This is a genomic window from Rhizobium pantanalense (assembly GCF_030182525.1).
Lineage (GTDB): Bacteria > Pseudomonadota > Alphaproteobacteria > Rhizobiales > Rhizobiaceae > Rhizobium.
In genome coordinates this window covers 925,745-943,669 of record NZ_JAQJCH010000001.1, presented here as the reverse complement: position 1 = coordinate 943,669, position 17,925 = coordinate 925,745, and the positions used below count along the sequence as shown (strand labels likewise).

Below are 17,925 nucleotides of genomic sequence, written 5' to 3'. Positions count from 1 at the left end.
CAAGCCGCCGCCAGTTCTTCTTTCGGCCCGTTCGGGCTTTTCGTCCGGCTCGAATCTCGAAGCCTGGTAACAACAAAAACCGAGGATAAAAAAGTGGCTGGCTCAGCAACAAGCTCTGCGCCCACCAGCGCGCGTGCATCCGCACACCAAGGCCAGGGCAATTACCAATTCGCGCTTATCGCACTCACCTCACTCTTTTTCATGTGGGGCTTCATCACCTGCCTGAACGACATTCTGGTCCCGCACCTGAAAAGCGTCTTTCAGCTCAATTATACCCAGGCAATGCTGATCCAGCTTTGCTTTTTCGGTGCATACTCCATCATATCGCTGCCTGCCGGCACGCTCGTGAAGCGCATCACCTATAAATGGGGCATCGTCGTCGGCCTTGCGATCGCGGCTGTCGGCTGCGCCCTTTTTATTCCTGCCGCCACCTATCGCGTCTACGCCCTTTTCTTGGGCGCGCTGTTCGTGCTCGCCACCGGCATCACGATTCTGCAGGTCGCCGCCAACCCCTATGTCACCGTATTGGGACCGCCGGATACCGCCGCGAGCCGCCTGAACCTGACGCAGGCCTTCAACTCCCTCGGCACGACGATTGCCCCCTACTTCGGCGCAATGTTGATCCTGTCTGCCGCGACTGTTGCAGCCACCAACGCTACGCCGGAACAGCTCGACGCCATGCGGCTTGCCGAAGCCGGCGCGGTCAAGTTCCCCTATTTGCTTCTTGCAGCCGCTTTCCTGGTGCTCGCGACCGTCTTTGCGGCGCTGAAACTTCCGGAAGTCGAGGATGAGGAGACCATCGAGCCGATGCGCGGCGGCGGCTCCGCCTGGCAGTACCGCCATCTCGTGCTCGGCGCTGTCGGTATCTTTGTTTATGTCGGTGCGGAAGTCAGCGTCGGCAGCTTCCTGGTGAACTTCCTGAGCCAGCCCGATATCGCCCATCTCTCCGAGTCCGATGCCGCTCACTACGTCTCCTATTTCTGGGGCGGCGCCATGGTCGGACGCTTCGTCGGCTCGGCAATCATGCGCCATATCGATGATGGCAAGGCGCTTGCGTTCAACGCCGCGGTCGCCATCGTGCTGCTGCTGGTGACGGTGCTGACGACAGGCCACGTCGCCATGTGGTCCGTGCTGGCGATCGGCCTCTTCAATTCGATCATGTTTCCGACGATCTTCAGCCTCGCGCTGCACGGTCTCGGCAAATATACGAGCCAGGGCTCCGGCATCCTTTGCCTTGCCATCGTCGGCGGCGCAATCCTGCCTGTTATCCAGGGCGGCCTTGCCGATACGATCGGCATTCACCTCGCCTTCCTGATGCCGATCATCTGCTACGTCTACATTGCCTTCTATGGCCTCAAGGGCCACAAGCCGGCATAGACCTTTACAAACCATCGCGCCTCGCCGCCTTCATCGGCGGGGCGCAAAGGGCTTGATCCGAAGCGCGCCGCTTGGCATCGTGCAGCGCAACAAAACGGAAGGACAGGTCTCATGAAAGCGCTGCTGCTCATCGACATCCAGAACGGCTTCTGCCCAGGCGGTAACCTTCCCGTGCCGGACGGAGATCAGGTGGTGCCTGTCGCCAATAAGCTCATCGACAGCGGCCAATACGATCTCATCGTCGCTTCGCAGGACTGGCATCCGGCCGGTCACGGCAGCTTCGCTTCCGCTCATCCAGGCAAGAAACCTTTTGAAATCGGCACACTGTCAGGCAAGCCGCAGATGATGTGGCCCGATCATTGTGTCCAGAATAGCAAAGATGCCGAGTTTCACCCGGATCTCCATATGGACGCCGTCGATTTCATCCAGCAAAAGGGCCAGAATCCCGCCGTCGACAGCTATTCCGCCTTCCGAGACAACGATCAGGCTGCCCTCACCGGGCTGGCCGCCTATCTGCGCAACAAAGGCGTCACCGAACTCGACCTTTGCGGGCTGGCAACCGATTATTGCGTCAAGTTCTCGGCGCTCGATGCCGTTGAAATGCTGCCCGGCGTCACAATCCGCTTCATCGAAGATGCAGGCCGAGGCATCGATCCCGCCGGCGTCAAATCGGCAATCGACGAGATGCGAGCTCGCGGCGTGGCCATTACCAGCAGCAAGGACGCGCTTGCCTAAAATCGCGCCAACCAAGCTAAACCTTCTCTAAATAAAATGGTGCAAGCTATTCCCTGTCAGTAAGATATCGGGATCTCTTGCGTGCAGTCGATTGTCATCAACGGGCGTTTTCTCGGCCAGCCTCTGTCCGGTGTGCAGCGCTTTGCGCGCGAATTGACCCTGGCACTCGACCGCAAGATCTCCTCGGGCGCGCTGCCCGCCTCCCTGAAAGGAGTGCGCTGGCGTCTGGCCGTGCCGCGCAATACGCCTGTCGATATCAAACTTTCCGCCATAGACGTTGACAGTTTCGGTTCCGGCCCCGGCCATCTTTGGGAGCAAACAGCGCTGCTTTCACGCTCGCGCGGCAGCCGGCTCATCGGCTTCGGCGGCAGCGGCCCGCTTCTGCATCGCCGTCAGGCCGTCGTCATTCATGATGTAACGATCTTCCGCCATCCGCAATCCTTCAAGCGCAGCTATCGGCTGCTGCACGGCGCGCTCGGGACCGTGTTGACGCGCACCGCCAGGATCGGCACCGTCTCGGAATTCTCACGGCAGGAGCTCGCCTCCGTCTTCCGGGTGCCATCGAGTAGTATCGACGTCGTCTACAATGCCGTCGATCACTATGCCGCCATCGAACCGGAAGAAGCCGTCATGCAGCGGCTTGGCCTGAAGACGAACGGCTTCTTCCTGCTCGTCGGAACGATGAAACCGAATAAGAACCTCGATTTCGCCATCCGCGCTTTCGAGGCGCTCAAGGATACCAGTCAGAAGCTCGTCGTCGTGGGTGGCTCCGCACCGACCGTGTTCAAATCGGACAGCCAGCAATCCGCCGGCAGCCTGCTCTTTCCCGGCCGGCTCATCGACGCGGAAATCGCCGCCTTGGAGCGCCATGCCACGGCTTTCGTTTTCCCGAGCCTCTATGAAGGGTTCGGCATTCCCCCATTGGAAGCAATGACCCAGGGCTGCCCGGTACTTGCTGCCGATATTCCTGCCGTGCGTGAGGCGTCGGGTGATGCCGCGCTCTACTTCGATCCCTTCCGACAGGACGAACTTGTCTCCACCATGCGGAGGATCGTGACGGACGAGGCGTTACGCCAGGATCTGCGCCGACGCGGCCATGAGAACGTTACGCGCTTCTCCTGGGATGGCAGCGCAGATCGCGTCCTGTCCATTCTGGAAGATCTCTAAGAGATTTCAGGACCGGGACTGCGGCCGGAACATCGTGACGAAGTAGCTGTAGAGGCCGAGCAGGCAGAATAATGCGCCCCCGACGACGCCGACAGCCACAGATATCCAGAGCGAATAGCCAAAACCGGCCGTTGCCAGCACCGGCAGGGCCAGCCCGATAGCCGACAGAACGACTGGCGGCCAGACGAAATCGAAGGCAAGAGACATCATCACCTTGACGCCGATCGTCATGGCGCATAGCGCACCGATCATGCCGCCAGCCATGAGGGCAGCGTCGCCGAAGGAACCGAGATAGCCGCCGATAAGCGTGCCCGCATTCAGCAGCATGCAATCCAGCGCCGCGAGCAGGAAGATCGTCAATAGCCGATGCTGCAGATGCGCCGGGGTGGGCATCATGTTGGCCGTCAGCGCGCGGCATGTCGCAAGGCCGATGACAAAGGGGGCGACGGCAAGAAACTCCTTGCGCAAACCGACGGCGATGACCAATTGCCCGACCGGCTGCAATAGCGCGAAAATGCCGGCGGCGGTCATCAGCGTCAGACCGGTCAGCAGCGAATAATATTCTCCGAGCTGCTTGGCAAAGGCAGGCGTCCGCCCATCGCGATCATAGGTCGTGACGACATCGGGATATTGAATGGCCTGCAGCGCAGAGACGATCAGGACGAAGGGCCTCTGCAGCAGATCAAGCGCCAGAAGTGCGCCGGCCGCGCCGCCTGCCCCCAACATGACCGTAAGGATGGATTTCAATCCCAGCGGCGTCAGCATGCCGATAACGGAGGCACTCGCGGCAACGCTGCCATAGACGAAGTGCTTGCGTACCAGTGCTTTTTCGAACGAAGCCGCCTCATGAAGACCGTTGCGCGTCAGAAATGCGGCAAGGAGCCCATATGCAAGATAGCCGGCCATCAGACCGGCGACGGTCCATGTGAAAGTCGGAGCAACGGCGGCGCCCGCAAGCGTACCGATTGCCAGAATCGTCGCACGCGAACCCTGCAGCCGCGAAAAGACGCGAAACTCCTGACGAAAGCGCAGCATGGTAAGATGCAGGTCGCTGCCACCCTGGAAGATCGCAACCAGGCCGCCAAGCATGGCAATCTCTGCCGAGACGGAAAAGAAGATCGAGACGGAAGCGGCGATCAGGCAGATTGCCGAGCAAGCCGCGAATTCCACCGTCAGCGCCTTGCGCTCCAGTGCCTCGCTCCCTGGCCCCTGCCCCGGATAGAATCGACTGCAGGCAAAACGAACCCATTCGAAGCAGAGGATCGCCGCAAACTGGCTGATTGAGATGAACAGCGAATAGGCCGCATAGTCCGCCGGAGCCAGCAGATGTGCCACCGCGATCAGCAGCCCGAAAGCCACCGCCGCCTGATAGAAATATGCAGCCAATGCCACGATCTTTGCCATGGCGGCAGCTAACAGCAAAAGATTGAGGAAAGCGCTAATCTCAGAGGACGAAGCGGCACCGACATTGAAACCATGGCCAAAAATGCCGGCATCGTCATGACATCATGCCGACTATTTCCGTCTTACCTCTCGCCGGTAGTTTTTCTACTGACACACAAGAATTTAGCTGCTTGGCCCTCGTGCGAAGAAGATGATATTTCATCGACAGATTCAGGGCAATCGATCCTGGCGTCGCCAATGAGGAAGGAAGCACAGATGTCGATAGAAAAGGTGGCTGTTATCACTGCGGGCGGCAGCGGCATGGGCGCCGAAAGTGCCAGACGGCTTGCGGCCGATGGATTCCGTGTCTCCATCCTCTCCTCCTCCGGAAAGGGTGAGGCGTTGGCTCAGGAGCTTGGCGGCATCGGCGTTACCGGTTCCAACCAGTCCAATGACGATCTCAAGCGCCTAGTCGATGCGACGATGGAAAAATGGGGGCGCATCGATGTGCTGGTCAATAGCGCCGGCCACGGTCCCCGCGCTCCGATCCTCGACATCACCGACGAGCAATGGCACACCGGCCTGGACGTCTATCTGATGAACGTCATTCGCCCGGTCCGCCTCGTCGCGCCCATCATGCAGAAGCAGAAGTCCGGCGCCATCGTCAACATTTCCACCGCCTGGGCCTTCGAACCATCGCCAATGTTCCCGACCTCGGCGGTATTCCGGGCTGGTCTCGCCTCCTATACGAAGATCTTTGCCGACACCTATGCAGCCGATAATGTGCGGATGAACAACGTCCTGCCCGGCTGGATCGACAGCCTGCCGGCGACAGAAGAACGCCGCGGCAGCGTGCCCATGAGGCGCTACGGCACCAGCGCCGAAATCGCCGCCACCGTCGCCTTCCTCGCCTCAGATGGCGCCGGCTACATCACCGGTCAGAATCTCAAGGTCGATGGCGGATTGATGCGCTCGGTCTAGCTCTTACAAAAGACAATGCCATCTCGTTTTCGCTCTCTCGAGTACCGCTTGGGAGAGCGATTTCGTTTGGAGTACGGCAGCGGCGAGCAAACCATCCTCGCCGGTGCTGCGCCAGGGGTTACGACCTCGCAGGCTGAAGGCGAAACCCTCCCCGGTGGCGTTGGCGAATTGCCTTTTTGCACTGCACACGTTAGAAGTCCCGGCAATTTTGAGGGATGGAAACAGGCAATGCGGAAACAGCGTTGCTTGCGGAGGAGTGCCACGATGGAGATCGTTCACACGATAGCCGCTCTGCGCGAGCGACTCGACGTGCAACGCAAAGCCGGCAGAAAAATCGGCCTGGTGCCGACCATGGGTTACCTGCACGCGGGCCATATGGAACTGGTCTCCCGCGCCAAGGCCGAGAACGACCTCGTCGTCACCTCCATTTTCGTCAATCCACTGCAGTTCGGCGCCAATGAGGATCTGGCGAAATATCCGCGCGATCTCGAACGCGACAGCGCCATGTTGCGCGATGCCGGCGTCGATTTTCTCTTCGCACCCGGCGTCACGGACATGTATCCGCGTCCGATGCAAACGGTGGTTGACGTGCCGAAGCTCGGGGCGGAGCTGGAGGGCGCCGTTCGCCCGGGCCATTTCGCCGGTGTTGCCACCGTCGTCACCAAACTTTTCAATATTGTCCAGCCGGACAGCGCCTATTTCGGCGAGAAGGACTATCAACAGGTCACGATCATCCGCCGCATGGTCGAGGATCTGGCCCAGCCTGTCCGGGTCGTACCGGTGCCGACCGTACGCGATGCGGATGGCCTGGCCCTCTCCTCGCGCAATGTCTATCTGTCAAAAGAAGAGCGTGCCGCCGCTGTTATTGTCCCCGGAGCATTGAAGGAAGCTGCAAGGCTTTACGATCTCGGCGCCGATGATCCAGCAGCACTCGAAGAGGCGCTTCGCGCCTTCGTCGAAAAGGAGCCGCTCGCGACCGTGGAAGTCGCCGCCGTTCGTCATCCTGAAACGCTGGAGCCGCTGACCAAACTGCAAGGGCAGCCGATCCTCATCGCCTTGTTCGTTCGCATCGGCACCACCCGCCTGCTCGACAACCGCGTCATCGGCAAATCCGCCAACGAAGGGATCGCTTGAGATGAGCACCGTCGGACACACCAGGCGCACGACGCCGGCAGCCATCGAAGCGATGAAGGGCACCCGTCCCATCGTAAGCTTGACGGCCTATACGACGCCGATTGCCCGCCTGCTCGATCCGCATTGCGACCTGCTTCTGGTGGGTGACTCCCTTGGCATGGTGCTCTACGGCATGGAAACGACTGTCGGCGTCACGCTGGATATGATGATCGCCCACGGCCAAGCGGTCATGCGTGGCGCAAAACATGCCTGCATCATTGTCGACATGCCCTTCGCCTCCTATCAGGAGTCGAAGGAGCAAGCCTTCCGCAATGCGGCGCGCATCCTGAAGGAAACCGGCTGCGATGGCGTGAAGCTCGAGGGCGGTGAGGAAATGGCCGAGACCGTGGCGTTCCTGACCTCTCGCGGTATTCCGGTCTTCGGCCATGTCGGACTGATGCCGCAGCAAGTGAATACGACCGGCGGCTACCGCTCTCTCGGCCGCTCGGACAAGGAGGCCGACAAAATCCGCCGCGACGCCAAGGCGATCTCGGAGGCCGGCGCCTTCGCGATGGTCATCGAAGGCACGGTCGAACCGCTCGCCCGCGAGATCACCGCCGCCGTTGCCATTCCCACCATCGGCATCGGCGCATCTGCCGCCTGCGATGGACAGATCCTAGTTTCCGACGACATGCTCGGCCTGTTCAACGATTTCAAGCCGCGTTTCGTCAAGCACTTTGCGGAGCTGGCGCCCATGATCTCGAAAGCCGCGGAAGCCTATGCCGAAGAGGTGAAGGCTCGCACGTTTCCGGCCCTGGAGCACACATTCCAGCCGAAAAAGTGAGGCACCATCAGCTCTTGGCGGGCTCTTTCTCCAGCAGATAGATCGCTTCGCCGAAATCCTCCATCTTGCTCATCAATGCCGCATGGGCATCCCGCAGGCCCTGATTGTAGTAATAAGGGCCGATCTCGGCGGTGAAGAAGTCGAGCAGGAATTCAGCGGGCAAGGTGCCGAGCGTCTGGTCCAGCTCATCGGCGAAATAGCTCTGAAGGCGCGCAACCATCGCTGCCTTCTCCTCCTTCGTAAAGGTGATCTTCTTCATCTTTCCATCTCCCATTTTGCGAGTGAGCTCCAAGCGCTGGATCAAGGAAATCAATTGATCCATCAAGGAAATTCAATTGCTGGCTCCAAAGGCACGGCTTACACCTCCGGCCATTGAACAGCGCGACAGCAAATGCGCAAGGGTGCAACCATCGTTGTTTCCATGCGGAATGTGCGCCCTCGACACGACATCCGGGCGAAAGCGCCGGATTTTCCACAAAGGACAAAGCGGACCATGAGTCGCGCGGAATTTCTTGAAGGCTTGAAGGGCGGCATTCCCGTCAGCCTCGCTGCAGCGCCCTTCGGCGCCCTCTTCGGTGCGCTAGCGCGCGATCAGGGCATGTCCCTTGGCGAACTGACCCTGATGAGCGGCACAGTTTATGCAGGCGCCAGCCAGATGGTCGGGATCGATCTCTTCGGCCACAATGTTCAGGCTTGGCTCATCGTGCTGTCGATCCTCGCCGTGAACTTCCGCCATGTGCTCTATTCGGCAGCGATCGCTCGCTATATCAGACACTTTTCCGCTGTGGAGAAGTTCTTCACTTTTTTCCTCCTGGTCGATCCGCAATTCGCCGAGACGATCAAGCGCCATGAAAGCGGCAAGCCGTTGACTTTCGCCTGGTATATCGGCTTTGCCGTGGTGATCTATGTTCCCTGGGTGGTGGTGAGCCTGATCGGCGGTCTTCTCGGCAGTTTCATCGGTGATCCCAAAGCCATCGGCCTCGATATTCTGCTGCCGGTCTATTTCCTCGGCATCGTCATGGGCTTTCGCACGCGCGACAACTTCCTGCCTGTCGTGGCGGTCAGTGCCATGGCATCGGCCATCGCCCATCGCTATGTCGGCTCGCCCTGGCATGTCAGCATTGGCGCCTTAGCGGGCGTCGCGCTTGCCGCAATGCTGCCGCCGGTCAAAGCGAATCGCAAGCCTGATATCGCGCACGAAAGCCACGAGGTCTGACCATGTTCGATTTCAATTCGCATATGGTCCTGCTGATTGCGGCTGCGGCCGTGGTGACCTTCCTGACGCGCATCGGCGGCTATATCCTGATCGTTAAGATGACCCGCATTCCGCCACGCGTCGAGGCGGCGCTGAATGCCGTACCCGCCGCCGTACTCACGACCCTTGTCGCCCCCGCCTTCTTCGTCGGTGGCTGGGATACGAAGGTGGCGATGCTTGCCGCCCTTCTCGTCGGACTGCGCTATCCTTCGACCTATATGCTGGTCGCAGGATGGGTGGTCGTCATGGCGTGGCGCCATTCCATAGGCGCTTGAGACGGAGCCCATCCCGATTTCGAGATGGGATGAGGCCCTTATTTCTCAATGGCTAAGCTCGAGCGTGGCGTTTTCCAGCCACGCCCGTACGTCATGATCATGGATCAGCGGCATCAGCGCTTCGCGCGTCCGGGCGTGATACTGGTTCAACCAGTTTAGCTCTTCATGTGTCAGCAGCTCGACAAGTACCAGGCTGCGATCGATCGGGCAGAAGGTCAAAGTCTCGAAGCCCAGCATAGGCATGTCACCCCCCTCGATCTCCTCCGGATCGCGGATATAGATCAGGTTTTCGATGCGGATGCCGAAATGACCCGGACGATAGTAGCCGGGTTCGTTGGAAAGGATCATGCCGGGAAGCAGCTCCTGCACCGCGAGCCGCGCAATGCGCTGCGGCCCCTCATGCACGGACAAATAGGAGCCAACGCCGTGGCCGGTGCCATGCGCGAAATCGACGCCCTCCTTCCAGAGCGCGATGCGCGCCAGCGGATCGAGATCGCAGCCGCGAGTACCCTTCGGAAAACGCGCGGTGCTGATGGCGATCATTCCCTTCAATACCAACGTGAAGAGGCGCTTCTGCTCTTCGGAAACGGCACCGATGCCAACGGTGCGGGTGATGTCGGTCGTACCGTTGATATATTGCGCGCCTGAATCGATGAGGAACAGCTCGCCTGCCTGGATCAGCCGGTCACTCGCCGTCGTCACGCGGTAATGCATGATTGCCGCGTGCTCGCCGGCACCAGAGATCGTATCAAAGGAGATGTCCTTGAGCGGGTTCTGCATGCTTTCGCCGACGCGGGCGCGGCAGGCTTCCAGCCGTTCTGCAGCGGCGATTTCCGTCACCGTTCCCGGCTTGCTCGTCTCCAGCCAGTAAAGGAACTCGACCATGGCGGCGCCGTCCTGCAGGTGCGCCGCCGCCGACCCATTGATTTCGGCAGCATTCTTGCAAGCGCGCGGCAGCTTGGCAGGATCATTACCCTCCACAACTTCCCCACCCTCTCGACGGATGAGATCGGTCAAGGCATAGGAGGCAAGATCCGGATCGACCAGGATTCGCCCGCCATTCGCAGCTGCAGCGGCCAGACGCTTGGTAAGTTCGGAAGGCGGCAGCTGCTTGCAGATCTGCGTGAGATAGGCTTCGGCCTCCACCTTGGTCTTGCGCTTGTCGAGGAAGAGCGCCGCCTCGCCTTCAGCATAGATGATGGCGCGTGCCAGGGGATGCGGAGTATGCGGCACGTCGCTGCCGCGAATGTTGAAGATCCAGGCGACCGAAGACGGATCGGTAATCAGCGCCGCCTTGAGATTCTTTTCCTTGAGGCCGCTTGCAATCGTCGCAAGCTTGTCCTTGGCGAGGACACCGGCCTGAGCGATATCCTGAATGATAACGTTGCCCAGCGGCTCGGGCGGGCGGTCGGTCCAGAGCTTGTCGAGCGGATTATGCGGGAGGAAGACTAGCTTGCCATCGATCTCCACCAAGGCTTTTTCCAGTCGGCGTACCTCGGCACCCGTATGAAGCCATGGATCGATGCCGAGCCGGAAACCTTTCTTCGCGTGACGCGGCAACCAGACATGCGGCGGCTCGTTCACCAGATCGCCGCCGGTAAAGACGCTGCGGTCCACCTGTTCGGCAAGCTGAGTCACATAACGGCCATCCACGAAAACCACGGCCTGGGAGTGTGTGATAAGTGCAACACCTGCCGATCCCGTGAAGCCCGTGAGCCATGCGAGACGCTCCGAGCATTTGGGCACGTACTCGCCTTGATACTCGTCAGCCCGCGGCACGAGGAAGCCGTCAATGCCGAGATCGCCGAAGGCAGCACGCAAACCGGCAACACGCTCGCGACCGAATTGCGGGGTGGAAGTGACGTCGAAAGACTGAAACATGAGCTGATCCGGTAGTAGTGGAGAATCCGTGAAACTGAATATTGCCAGTATGTTAGAGCATCACGATCAGAAGTGCGACGTGATTTTCGATCCCTGAGACGATATGCGCGATTACAGGCACATCACATCCCATGAGAGCAGTTTATCCCATCTCGGGCCGTTAACGAATCCGCCCAATTCGTGAGCACGCAGCCCGAATATGACAACTTCACGGCACAAAGCATGCATCTCACGCATAGCTCCCATGAAGCTCCCCCCCTGCCACGACAACGAGCGAGTCGCTATATCCGCCGCATCAAACGAGGTTCACGAAGAACCAGCTCAAACCAAGGACTTAAGACAATGCCTATCTCTCGCTCCGCATATGTTAGCCCGGCGCTGGCTGGCGAGCGTCGCACCGTACGCCATTCCGTCGGCTCGCTTCGTCAGCTCGAAGTTGAAACCGCAAAGGCAATCGGCGCCAGCCGCGGCGGCCGCCGCTAACAAGTTTACGATCTACGCGTTCCAAGTCGATCGCAATCCGGTTCTCCTCCTCCCTCGGATTATGATCAGAACGCCTAGAGCCCGCTTGAGCATTCCTCCTCCACACGCTCGCGGGCAAGATCGGTGAAAACCGATCTGAAGGCGGTGCTTCGGCACCGCCTTTTTTATTTCCGCGATTGTTGATGCGGGACGTGACCGGCTCAAGGCCGGTCGAGATGGATGGTGACCCAGCCGTTGCGCCAGATCGTGCGCACGTGCCGCAGGTGTGCGCCATTATAGGCAGCCAGAACTTTCCAGCGCTGCTCGGCAAGAATACCCGACAGAATGACCGAACCGCCCGGTGCCAGATGCGCCACAAGCTGCGGCGCCATCTTGATGAGCGGACGCGCCAGAATATTGGCGATGATCAGGTCGAACGGTCCATGACGGGAAAAGGCCGTGGAATGGAATCCTGGTGCGGTCTCCAGCGTGACACCCGAGGCGATGCCGTTGCTGCGGACATTTTCCTTCGCAACGCGAACGGCAATCGGATCGATGTCGGTTGCCAGAACCGGAATGTTGCGCAGCTTGCGGACGGCGATCGCCAGTACGCCGCTGCCCGTACCGAGATCGAGCGCGTTGCGCACACGGCGGCTCGTAACAACCTTCTCGATCGTCTCCAGGCAGCCCGCGGTCGTCCCATGGTGACCAGTGCCGAAGGCCTGCCCGGCTTCGATTTCGATGGCGATGTCGCTGGGGCCGACCTTGTCGCGATCATGCGAACCATGCACGAGGAAACGGCCGGCACGCACAGGCTTCAACCCTTCCAGCGACTTGGCGATCCAGTCGATATCGGGAAGCACTTCCTTTTGAATGGCGAGATCGGCGAAGGCAGGCTTCAGAAGCGCTTCGAAACGGCCGCGAACCTCATCCTCATCTGCGGCGTAGAGATAGATCGACGCTTCCCAGACATCGTTCTTCTCGTCGATCTCCGTCGTTGCGATCGGCAATTCTTCGTCTTCGAACACTGGCGTCATCAGGTCCAGGACCTGCCCGGCCTTCTTCTCGGTCGTCGTCACATAAAGGCGGATTTCACTCAACTCGTCGCTCTTTCTCGTTCTTATTCGGCCCAGTCGATCCAAGGCGGTTTCGGCGTATCGTAGCCAGCCACACTCCGAAGCAATTGCCGGCGAAAAGGGCCGAAGCGTAGCAACAACGGCGCAAGGAAATTTCGCGTCGCAACTGCCAGCGGGTTCTGCATCGTCACCAATCGTGTCAGGCTATAGGTCTGCTTCAACACTTGCTTCACGGCGGGAATTCTCAAGGCCGAATACTCCTGTTCGCGGCCTTCCGCAATGAGCCAGGCGAGCCAGCAGGCATCTTCGATGCCGAGATTCATGCCGCGCGCGCCTGCCGGCGAATGAATATGGGCGGCATCGCCGGCAAGAAAGACATTGCCCTTGGCCATGGGTTCGACATGCCGGAAGTGAATACGAAACTGCGAAGCCCAGGTCTTTTCGGCAATGGCGGCTGGATGAACGATGCGGCTTTCGAAATTCTCCAGCGTCGAAATGTAGCGAATGATATCGGCCGTGACAGGCAAGCGCCCGACCATGCCGGGATCGAAGAGCGAGATTTCGGCAAAATGCGTATCGACCGGTTTCGCATAGCGAAAATCAGCAAGATAAAAGTAAGCCTCCAGCGCCTCACCCGGGAAGCCAGCACCTAATGCCTTGCGCACCGCCGAATGGGCGCCGTCGGCACCGATCAATATGTCCGGCCGCACCGTTTCCGACGCGCCATCAGCTCGACGCAGCGTGAGCTCCGGCCTTTGAGGGTCCGATATGGCCTCCGCAATCACTGTCGTCTGCCATTCGGGCGAGATGCCATAGGCCGAGAGCGCTTCCATCAACAGGCGTTCGGTACTGCCCTGCGGCAGGGCGCGAATGGCGCTGAAGCGGCCTTCGACCTGGTTCGTTTCCAGATGGATCAGAATCTTTCTGTCCGAGCGGGCCCGAAACTGCTCTATCGGCTGCGCGTCGGCGACGATGCGCTCCGCAACGCCGGAAGGAGACAGCAGCGTCAGTGTGCGGGCATTGACGCCGAGCGCCCGGCTTTCCTGCAGCGGCGTCGGACCAATACAGTCATCGACGATACGCGGCGAGAAGCCGCGACGGGCGAGCTCGAGAGCGGCGGTAAGACCGACCGGCCCGGCTCCTGCGATCAGGATGGATCTGGATTTTCCCTGTCCGCCAATCCCCTCGCCCATGCAGGTCCTATCCCTTCTTGACCAGGTTCTCCAGCTTCTTCACCGCCACCTCCGGATCTTCTTCATAAGCAATGGTTCCGGCAAAGCGGCCCTGCGAATCCAGCAGGAAGACGGAAGCGGTGTGGTCCATCGTGTAGTCGCCGTTCGGCTGCTTGTCGTCGACCGGCACTTTCTTGGCATAGACACGGAAGCCCTTGACCATATCCATCACCTTGGCGGGATCTCCGGAAATTCCGGTGATGCGCTTCGATACGTTGGAGACATATTGGTCCATGATGGCGGGCGTATCGCGCTCGGGATCAACAGTCACGAAATAGGCATTGAGCTTGCTCCCATCAGGGTCGACCTTCTGCAGCCAGGCGTTCAGCTCGAACAGCGTCGTGGGGCAGACATCGGGACAATGGGTATAGCCGAAGAAAACGGCCGACGGCTTGCCGCGAAACGCCTGATCGCTGATCGGCTGGCCGCTCTGCGAAACGAGGGTAAAGGGCACACCATAAGGTCCGGATGCCGCAACTTCCGGCGATTTGCCGCCGCCAAAGCTAAACCAGCCCAATAGTCCGGCCACGATCAACACGGCCACCCAAACTGCAATCCGCACGCTTCTCATGAATACTATTCCTCACCAATACGGACGATCACGCCGAATGTGCGGTGCAATCGACCTCCTAGCCGATGTAACGGCTCGAAGTAGAGGACGCAATTCAAGAAGATGTTCAGAGGAGACCGAAATCGTCGCAGTATGCGGTTCCAGGGTTTTCCAAGCCTTGATCACTCCATTTCGCCGCTCTTCTTGGGCGGGTGAGGCAAAATCTGGGTTTATGTTAAACCAATCCTAACCAGTCCGCGCCAACATCTGCAGCAAAGGTCGAATTCGGCCTCACTCGCCGCCCGAAGGCGCGGCAAACCTCTTTATTCCAGAAGGGCATGACGCCCGCCGGAACGCCAGGCGTATCTTTCGCCGAAGCACCGGACGCTGCCGCTGCCCAAGCCGCTCCAGCCGATCTCTCTTTTCAATCGCGAGCGTCGCTTGCGCGGCGATGCCAAACGGGAAGTTCTCGAATATGACGAACGCCATCAAGCAATCGGGCACCTATCTGGAAATCGTCTCCTTTCACCTTGGCGATCAGGAATTCTGCATCGACATCATGGCCATCCGCGAAATCCGCGGCTGGGCTCCAGTGACGCCGATGCCGCATACGCCGCCCTACGTGCTCGGCCTCATCAACCTGCGCGGCGCCGTGATCCCGGTCATCGACATGGCCTGCCGCCTCGGCATGAAGATGACGGAACCTTCGGAGCGTTCCGCAATCATCGTTACGGATATTGCCGGCAAGCTCGTCGGCCTACTGGTCGAACAGGTCTCGGATATGATGTCGATCAAAAGTGAAGATCTGCAGCCGGCTCCGGAAATCATCCCCGAAGCACAGCGCGCCTTCTGCCGTGGCATCGTGGCATTGGAAAAGACCATGGTCTGCTTCCTCAACCTCGATACGGTCATTGCGGATCAGTTGGCACAGGCAGCCTGATTTCAATAAGTTAGCTTACCCAAAGAAGATCGCCCTGGAGCTCGGCTCCAGGGCGATCGCTTTTTATACGACCGGTTTTGGCAGGGGTGTAGCCAATCACACGGTCTTGCAGGCCGTGAACAGGGGCGAGAGTCGCCTCCCTGTTCACCTTCGAAATTGCATCAAAAAGGTGCAAACCGAAAGCAACTAGAAGGACTTCGACAACCCAAGAGTATGACTTTTTTTGGTATTATCCTTCTGCGGGTTGTTTCTGAGGTATGCAAATACCGTCATTTCGGCTTGCCATTCTTCCAAGTAACCTGCTGGCCAAACAAGGGGATCGTCGAAATGGCCATCTTGGCGGAGCCATCCGTCAGCTGCCGGGAATGGATAAGATAGACGAGCGTGTCATTCTTCTTGTCGTAAATGCGGGTGACGACCAGCTTCTTCCAGATGAGCGACAGCCCGGCGCGAAATACCTCCTCACCGCTCTGAGACAGGTTGATATCGCCGATCTCGATCGGACCGGTTTGACGGCAGGCGATGGAATTATTGGAAGGATCTTCGAACCAGTTGCCCTTGCGCAGCCGGTCGATCACGCTGCGATCGAAATAGGTTACATGGCACGTGATGCCTGAGACTTCGGGGTCCGGCACGGCATCGACCAGAATATCATTGCCTGTCCAGTCCACACCGACCTTGCCGATGACCTCGGCTGACGCAGAAACGGGCGCCGCGACCAGAAAAGACGCGGCAATGGCGGCGAAGAATTTGGGTGAACGCATCGAACATCCTCCAACAACAGCCGCCGGGAGCAAGAGCGGCTTGGCTAAGGTAAGATGGTCCATGAGCGATGCAAGATGGGCCGCCTTATATCCGCGCGTAACGCTTCACGGTCGATCCGGCAGCGATCCACACAATGGACGCCGCCGAAACAACGGCGCCCGAACCCACGCAGGCTGCACGTCATCTCACTTCTGGCTGATTGCGACCGTTCCGGTTTCCAGCAGCGACTTGAGGTTGGACAGGATTTTTGGCCAGCCACCGGAAACCGCCTCGATAAGCTTGGAGTTTTCAACCTCGATCGTGTGGGCAACGGTTAGCTTCACGACACCGTCCGCCGGCTCCAGTTCCATCACGCAACGCGACCAGCCTTCGGCCTTCAGATCCGGGCGCCACTCATTGCGCCAGTTGATCGCGAGCCGCCGTGGCGGATCGAACTCGGCAATCTCTCCTGCATCGGCAACCCGGCCATCCGGAAAGAGCATTTTCCATGGCGACCCAACCTTCCACTCGGTGTCGTGAACCATATCGAACCAGTATTGCTTGATGAATTCCGGCGTGGTCAGCGCCGACCAGAGCTTTTCCGGCGTAGTGCGGATGAAGGTGACGTAGACGAATTTGCTTCCAGTCATGCCATTTCTCCTTGTTTGAATTTTATCGCTTGTTGCGCTCACGAACCACCGCCGTCCTCCAGCACTTTCTTCAAGGCCGAAAGCGCATTCAGATGCCGGCGTTCGAACTTGTTGATCCAGCGTTCGGCGATGCCGTTTATCGGAACAGCGTTGATGAAATGCAGCTTCTCGCGTCCATGCTTTTCCGTGGAGATCAGATTGGCCTCCTCCAGAATGGCAAGATGCTTGGCGACCGCCTGGCGGCTCATGTCCAGATCCTCGCAGAGCGCGTTCAGGGTCTGTCCATTGCGCTCATGGAGCCTATCGAGCAATTGCCGCCGGCTGGGATCCGCCAACGCCTTGAAGACTGCATCATCATCCACGGACATGAAACCATTTAGTTGCCTTTCTTTATTTATAGGCAACCAAATGGTTGCCTGTCAAGTAATATGTGAAGCGAAACAACCCCATCGCGCCGTGGGGCGGCGGCGGTTCGTTTAGGGATTTAGGCAGGGAACGATTGACAACGTCCGCGTCGCGTCAGATCATGCGCCCATGATCGCAAACCGCACCACAGTGATGCACCTTCACACCATCTCTCCCCTTGCAGGGCGAGTGGAAGCCGTGTTGCGCTGAGCTGACCGCGATCCATCTCAACCCTGCCGAGGCGAGCAGGGTTGAAGCCTCCTTGCTCTCCTCATCAATATCAAGGAGAGCCTATGAATTCCGAACAGCAAGAACCAGACGAGCGACGCCCCAAAAAGGCTGGCTCAGTCGAAATTCGCGCAGCACGTCCCTCCGATGCCGAGGCAATAGCGACCATCGCCAATCTCCCGGGTTTCCGCGCCGGCACGCTTCGACTGCCGTTTCAAAGTGTCGAAGACACGCAACGATGGCTGGACAAGCACGATCCCAACGCCACCCGCCTCGTCGCGGAGGTGGACGGAAAGGTCGTCGGCAATGCCGGCATGAACCGCCTTGCCGGCCGGCGGGCTCACAGCGCTGGCATTGGCATGGGCGTGCACGACGATTTCACCGGCTGCGGCATCGGTTCCGCGCTATTGGGCGCCCTCATCGATACCGCCGACAACTGGTTGGCGATCAGGCGTCTGGAACTGACCGTCTATGTCGACAATGCGCGGGCGATCGGCCTCTACGAGAAATTCGGGTTCGAAACCGAGGGGCGTCTACGCGCCTTCGGTTTCCGCAATGGCGAATACGTGGATGCGTTCACGATGGCGCGGCTGAGATTCTAAGCAATCACGCGGCGGCGGGACATGA

The 17,925-nt window shown here is 59.3% G+C and carries 20 protein-coding genes; 11 read left to right on the top strand and 9 right to left on the bottom strand.

Annotated elements, in window-relative coordinates; genetic code table 11:
- The first annotated feature begins 93 nt into the window (after window positions 1-93).
- From PH558_RS04490 to PH558_RS04480, 3 genes are all read left to right on the top strand, one after another.
- Entirely contained in the window at window positions 94-1,377 is a 1,284-nt protein-coding gene (locus PH558_RS04490) for a sugar MFS transporter (protein WP_285202436.1), read from the top strand.
- Between the two features lie 111 nt (window positions 1,378-1,488).
- Entirely contained in the window at window positions 1,489-2,112 is a 624-nt protein-coding gene (gene pncA, locus PH558_RS04485) for a bifunctional nicotinamidase/pyrazinamidase (RefSeq protein ID WP_285202435.1), read from the top strand.
- Between the two features lie 81 nt (window positions 2,113-2,193).
- Window positions 2,194-3,279 carry a glycosyltransferase family 4 protein gene (locus PH558_RS04480; RefSeq protein ID WP_285202434.1) on the top strand — a complete coding sequence of 362 codons (1,086 nt, stop codon included), beginning with the start codon at window positions 2,194-2,196 and terminating at the stop codon, window positions 3,277-3,279.
- 6 nt (window positions 3,280-3,285) lie between these two features.
- Here PH558_RS04480 and PH558_RS04475 read toward each other — a convergent pair whose 3' ends face one another.
- Window positions 3,286-4,683 (bottom strand): polysaccharide biosynthesis protein, encoded by a 1,398-nt coding sequence (locus PH558_RS04475; RefSeq protein WP_285202430.1) that lies wholly within the window; start codon window positions 4,681-4,683, stop codon window positions 3,286-3,288.
- Between the two features lie 255 nt (window positions 4,684-4,938).
- On the opposite strand from PH558_RS04475, the gene PH558_RS04470 reads away from it, so the two are divergent.
- From PH558_RS04470 to panB, 3 genes are all read left to right on the top strand, one after another.
- On the top strand, window positions 4,939-5,643 hold the full coding sequence (locus PH558_RS04470) for an SDR family oxidoreductase (RefSeq protein WP_095435247.1): 705 nt from the start codon (window positions 4,939-4,941) through the stop codon (window positions 5,641-5,643).
- Window positions 5,644-5,907: 264 nt separating this feature from the next.
- Window positions 5,908-6,777: a pantoate--beta-alanine ligase gene (panC, locus tag PH558_RS04465; RefSeq protein WP_285202418.1), complete on the top strand. Its 870-nt coding sequence runs from the start codon at window positions 5,908-5,910 to the stop codon at window positions 6,775-6,777.
- A 1-nt stretch (window position 6,778) separates the two neighbouring features.
- The gene (gene panB / locus PH558_RS04460) at window positions 6,779-7,600 is read left to right on the top strand and encodes a 3-methyl-2-oxobutanoate hydroxymethyltransferase (protein WP_285202404.1); all 822 of its coding nucleotides are present in this window, start codon (window positions 6,779-6,781) and stop codon (window positions 7,598-7,600) included.
- Window positions 7,601-7,607: 7 nt separating this feature from the next.
- On the opposite strand, the gene PH558_RS04455 is transcribed toward panB, so the two are convergent.
- Complete coding sequence (locus PH558_RS04455; protein WP_285202402.1) at window positions 7,608-7,859, bottom strand: DUF2164 domain-containing protein; 252 nt, start codon at window positions 7,857-7,859, stop codon at window positions 7,608-7,610.
- A gap of 234 nt (window positions 7,860-8,093) precedes the next feature.
- Between PH558_RS04455 and PH558_RS04450 the strand changes: the two genes are divergently transcribed.
- Complete coding sequence (locus PH558_RS04450; protein ID WP_285202400.1) at window positions 8,094-8,816, top strand: AzlC family ABC transporter permease; 723 nt, start codon at window positions 8,094-8,096, stop codon at window positions 8,814-8,816.
- A gap of 2 nt (window positions 8,817-8,818) precedes the next feature.
- Entirely contained in the window at window positions 8,819-9,130 is a 312-nt protein-coding gene (locus tag PH558_RS04445; RefSeq protein ID WP_285202399.1) for an AzlD family protein, read from the top strand.
- Window positions 9,131-9,175: 45 nt separating this feature from the next.
- On the opposite strand, the gene PH558_RS04440 is transcribed toward PH558_RS04445, so the two are convergent.
- Window positions 9,176-11,011, bottom strand: a complete 1,836-nt coding sequence (locus PH558_RS04440) for an aminopeptidase P family protein (protein ID WP_285202398.1) — start codon at window positions 11,009-11,011, stop codon at window positions 9,176-9,178.
- Window positions 11,012-11,353: 342 nt separating this feature from the next.
- Between PH558_RS04440 and PH558_RS04435 the strand changes: the two genes are divergently transcribed.
- The gene (locus tag PH558_RS04435; RefSeq protein WP_162711788.1) at window positions 11,354-11,494 is read left to right on the top strand and encodes a hypothetical protein; all 141 of its coding nucleotides are present in this window, start codon (window positions 11,354-11,356) and stop codon (window positions 11,492-11,494) included.
- 200 nt (window positions 11,495-11,694) lie between these two features.
- Here PH558_RS04435 and PH558_RS04430 read toward each other — a convergent pair whose 3' ends face one another.
- The 3 genes from PH558_RS04430 to PH558_RS04420 are packed head-to-tail and all read right to left on the bottom strand — an operon-like array spanning window position 11,695 to window position 14,352.
- Window positions 11,695-12,573, bottom strand: coding sequence for a 50S ribosomal protein L11 methyltransferase (locus tag PH558_RS04430; RefSeq protein WP_285202397.1), 879 nt, complete (start codon window positions 12,571-12,573; stop codon window positions 11,695-11,697).
- Window positions 12,574-12,593: 20 nt separating this feature from the next.
- Window positions 12,594-13,742, bottom strand: coding sequence for an FAD-dependent oxidoreductase (locus tag PH558_RS04425; RefSeq protein ID WP_285202395.1), 1,149 nt, complete (start codon window positions 13,740-13,742; stop codon window positions 12,594-12,596).
- A 7-nt stretch (window positions 13,743-13,749) separates the two neighbouring features.
- Window positions 13,750-14,352 (bottom strand): SCO family protein, encoded by a 603-nt coding sequence (locus PH558_RS04420; RefSeq protein ID WP_285202392.1) that lies wholly within the window; start codon window positions 14,350-14,352, stop codon window positions 13,750-13,752.
- Between the two features lie 454 nt (window positions 14,353-14,806).
- Between PH558_RS04420 and PH558_RS04415 the strand changes: the two genes are divergently transcribed.
- Window positions 14,807-15,271 carry a chemotaxis protein CheW gene (locus PH558_RS04415; RefSeq protein WP_069612836.1) on the top strand — a complete coding sequence of 155 codons (465 nt, stop codon included), beginning with the start codon at window positions 14,807-14,809 and terminating at the stop codon, window positions 15,269-15,271.
- Between the two features lie 269 nt (window positions 15,272-15,540).
- Here PH558_RS04415 and PH558_RS04410 read toward each other — a convergent pair whose 3' ends face one another.
- The 3 genes from PH558_RS04410 to PH558_RS04400 all read right to left on the bottom strand — a co-directional run bounded on the left by PH558_RS04410 (window position 15,541) and on the right by PH558_RS04400 (window position 17,027).
- Window positions 15,541-16,035, bottom strand: coding sequence for a CreA family protein (locus PH558_RS04410; RefSeq protein ID WP_113230522.1), 495 nt, complete (start codon window positions 16,033-16,035; stop codon window positions 15,541-15,543).
- Between the two features lie 186 nt (window positions 16,036-16,221).
- Window positions 16,222-16,665 (bottom strand): SRPBCC family protein, encoded by a 444-nt coding sequence (locus PH558_RS04405; protein ID WP_285202391.1) that lies wholly within the window; start codon window positions 16,663-16,665, stop codon window positions 16,222-16,224.
- Window positions 16,666-16,703: 38 nt separating this feature from the next.
- Complete coding sequence (locus tag PH558_RS04400) at window positions 16,704-17,027, bottom strand: ArsR/SmtB family transcription factor (RefSeq protein WP_285202734.1); 324 nt, start codon at window positions 17,025-17,027, stop codon at window positions 16,704-16,706.
- Between the two features lie 336 nt (window positions 17,028-17,363).
- On the opposite strand from PH558_RS04400, the gene PH558_RS04395 reads away from it, so the two are divergent.
- On the top strand, window positions 17,364-17,900 hold the full coding sequence (locus PH558_RS04395) for a GNAT family N-acetyltransferase (protein WP_095435258.1): 537 nt from the start codon (window positions 17,364-17,366) through the stop codon (window positions 17,898-17,900).
- Window positions 17,901-17,925: the final 25 nt, after the last annotated feature.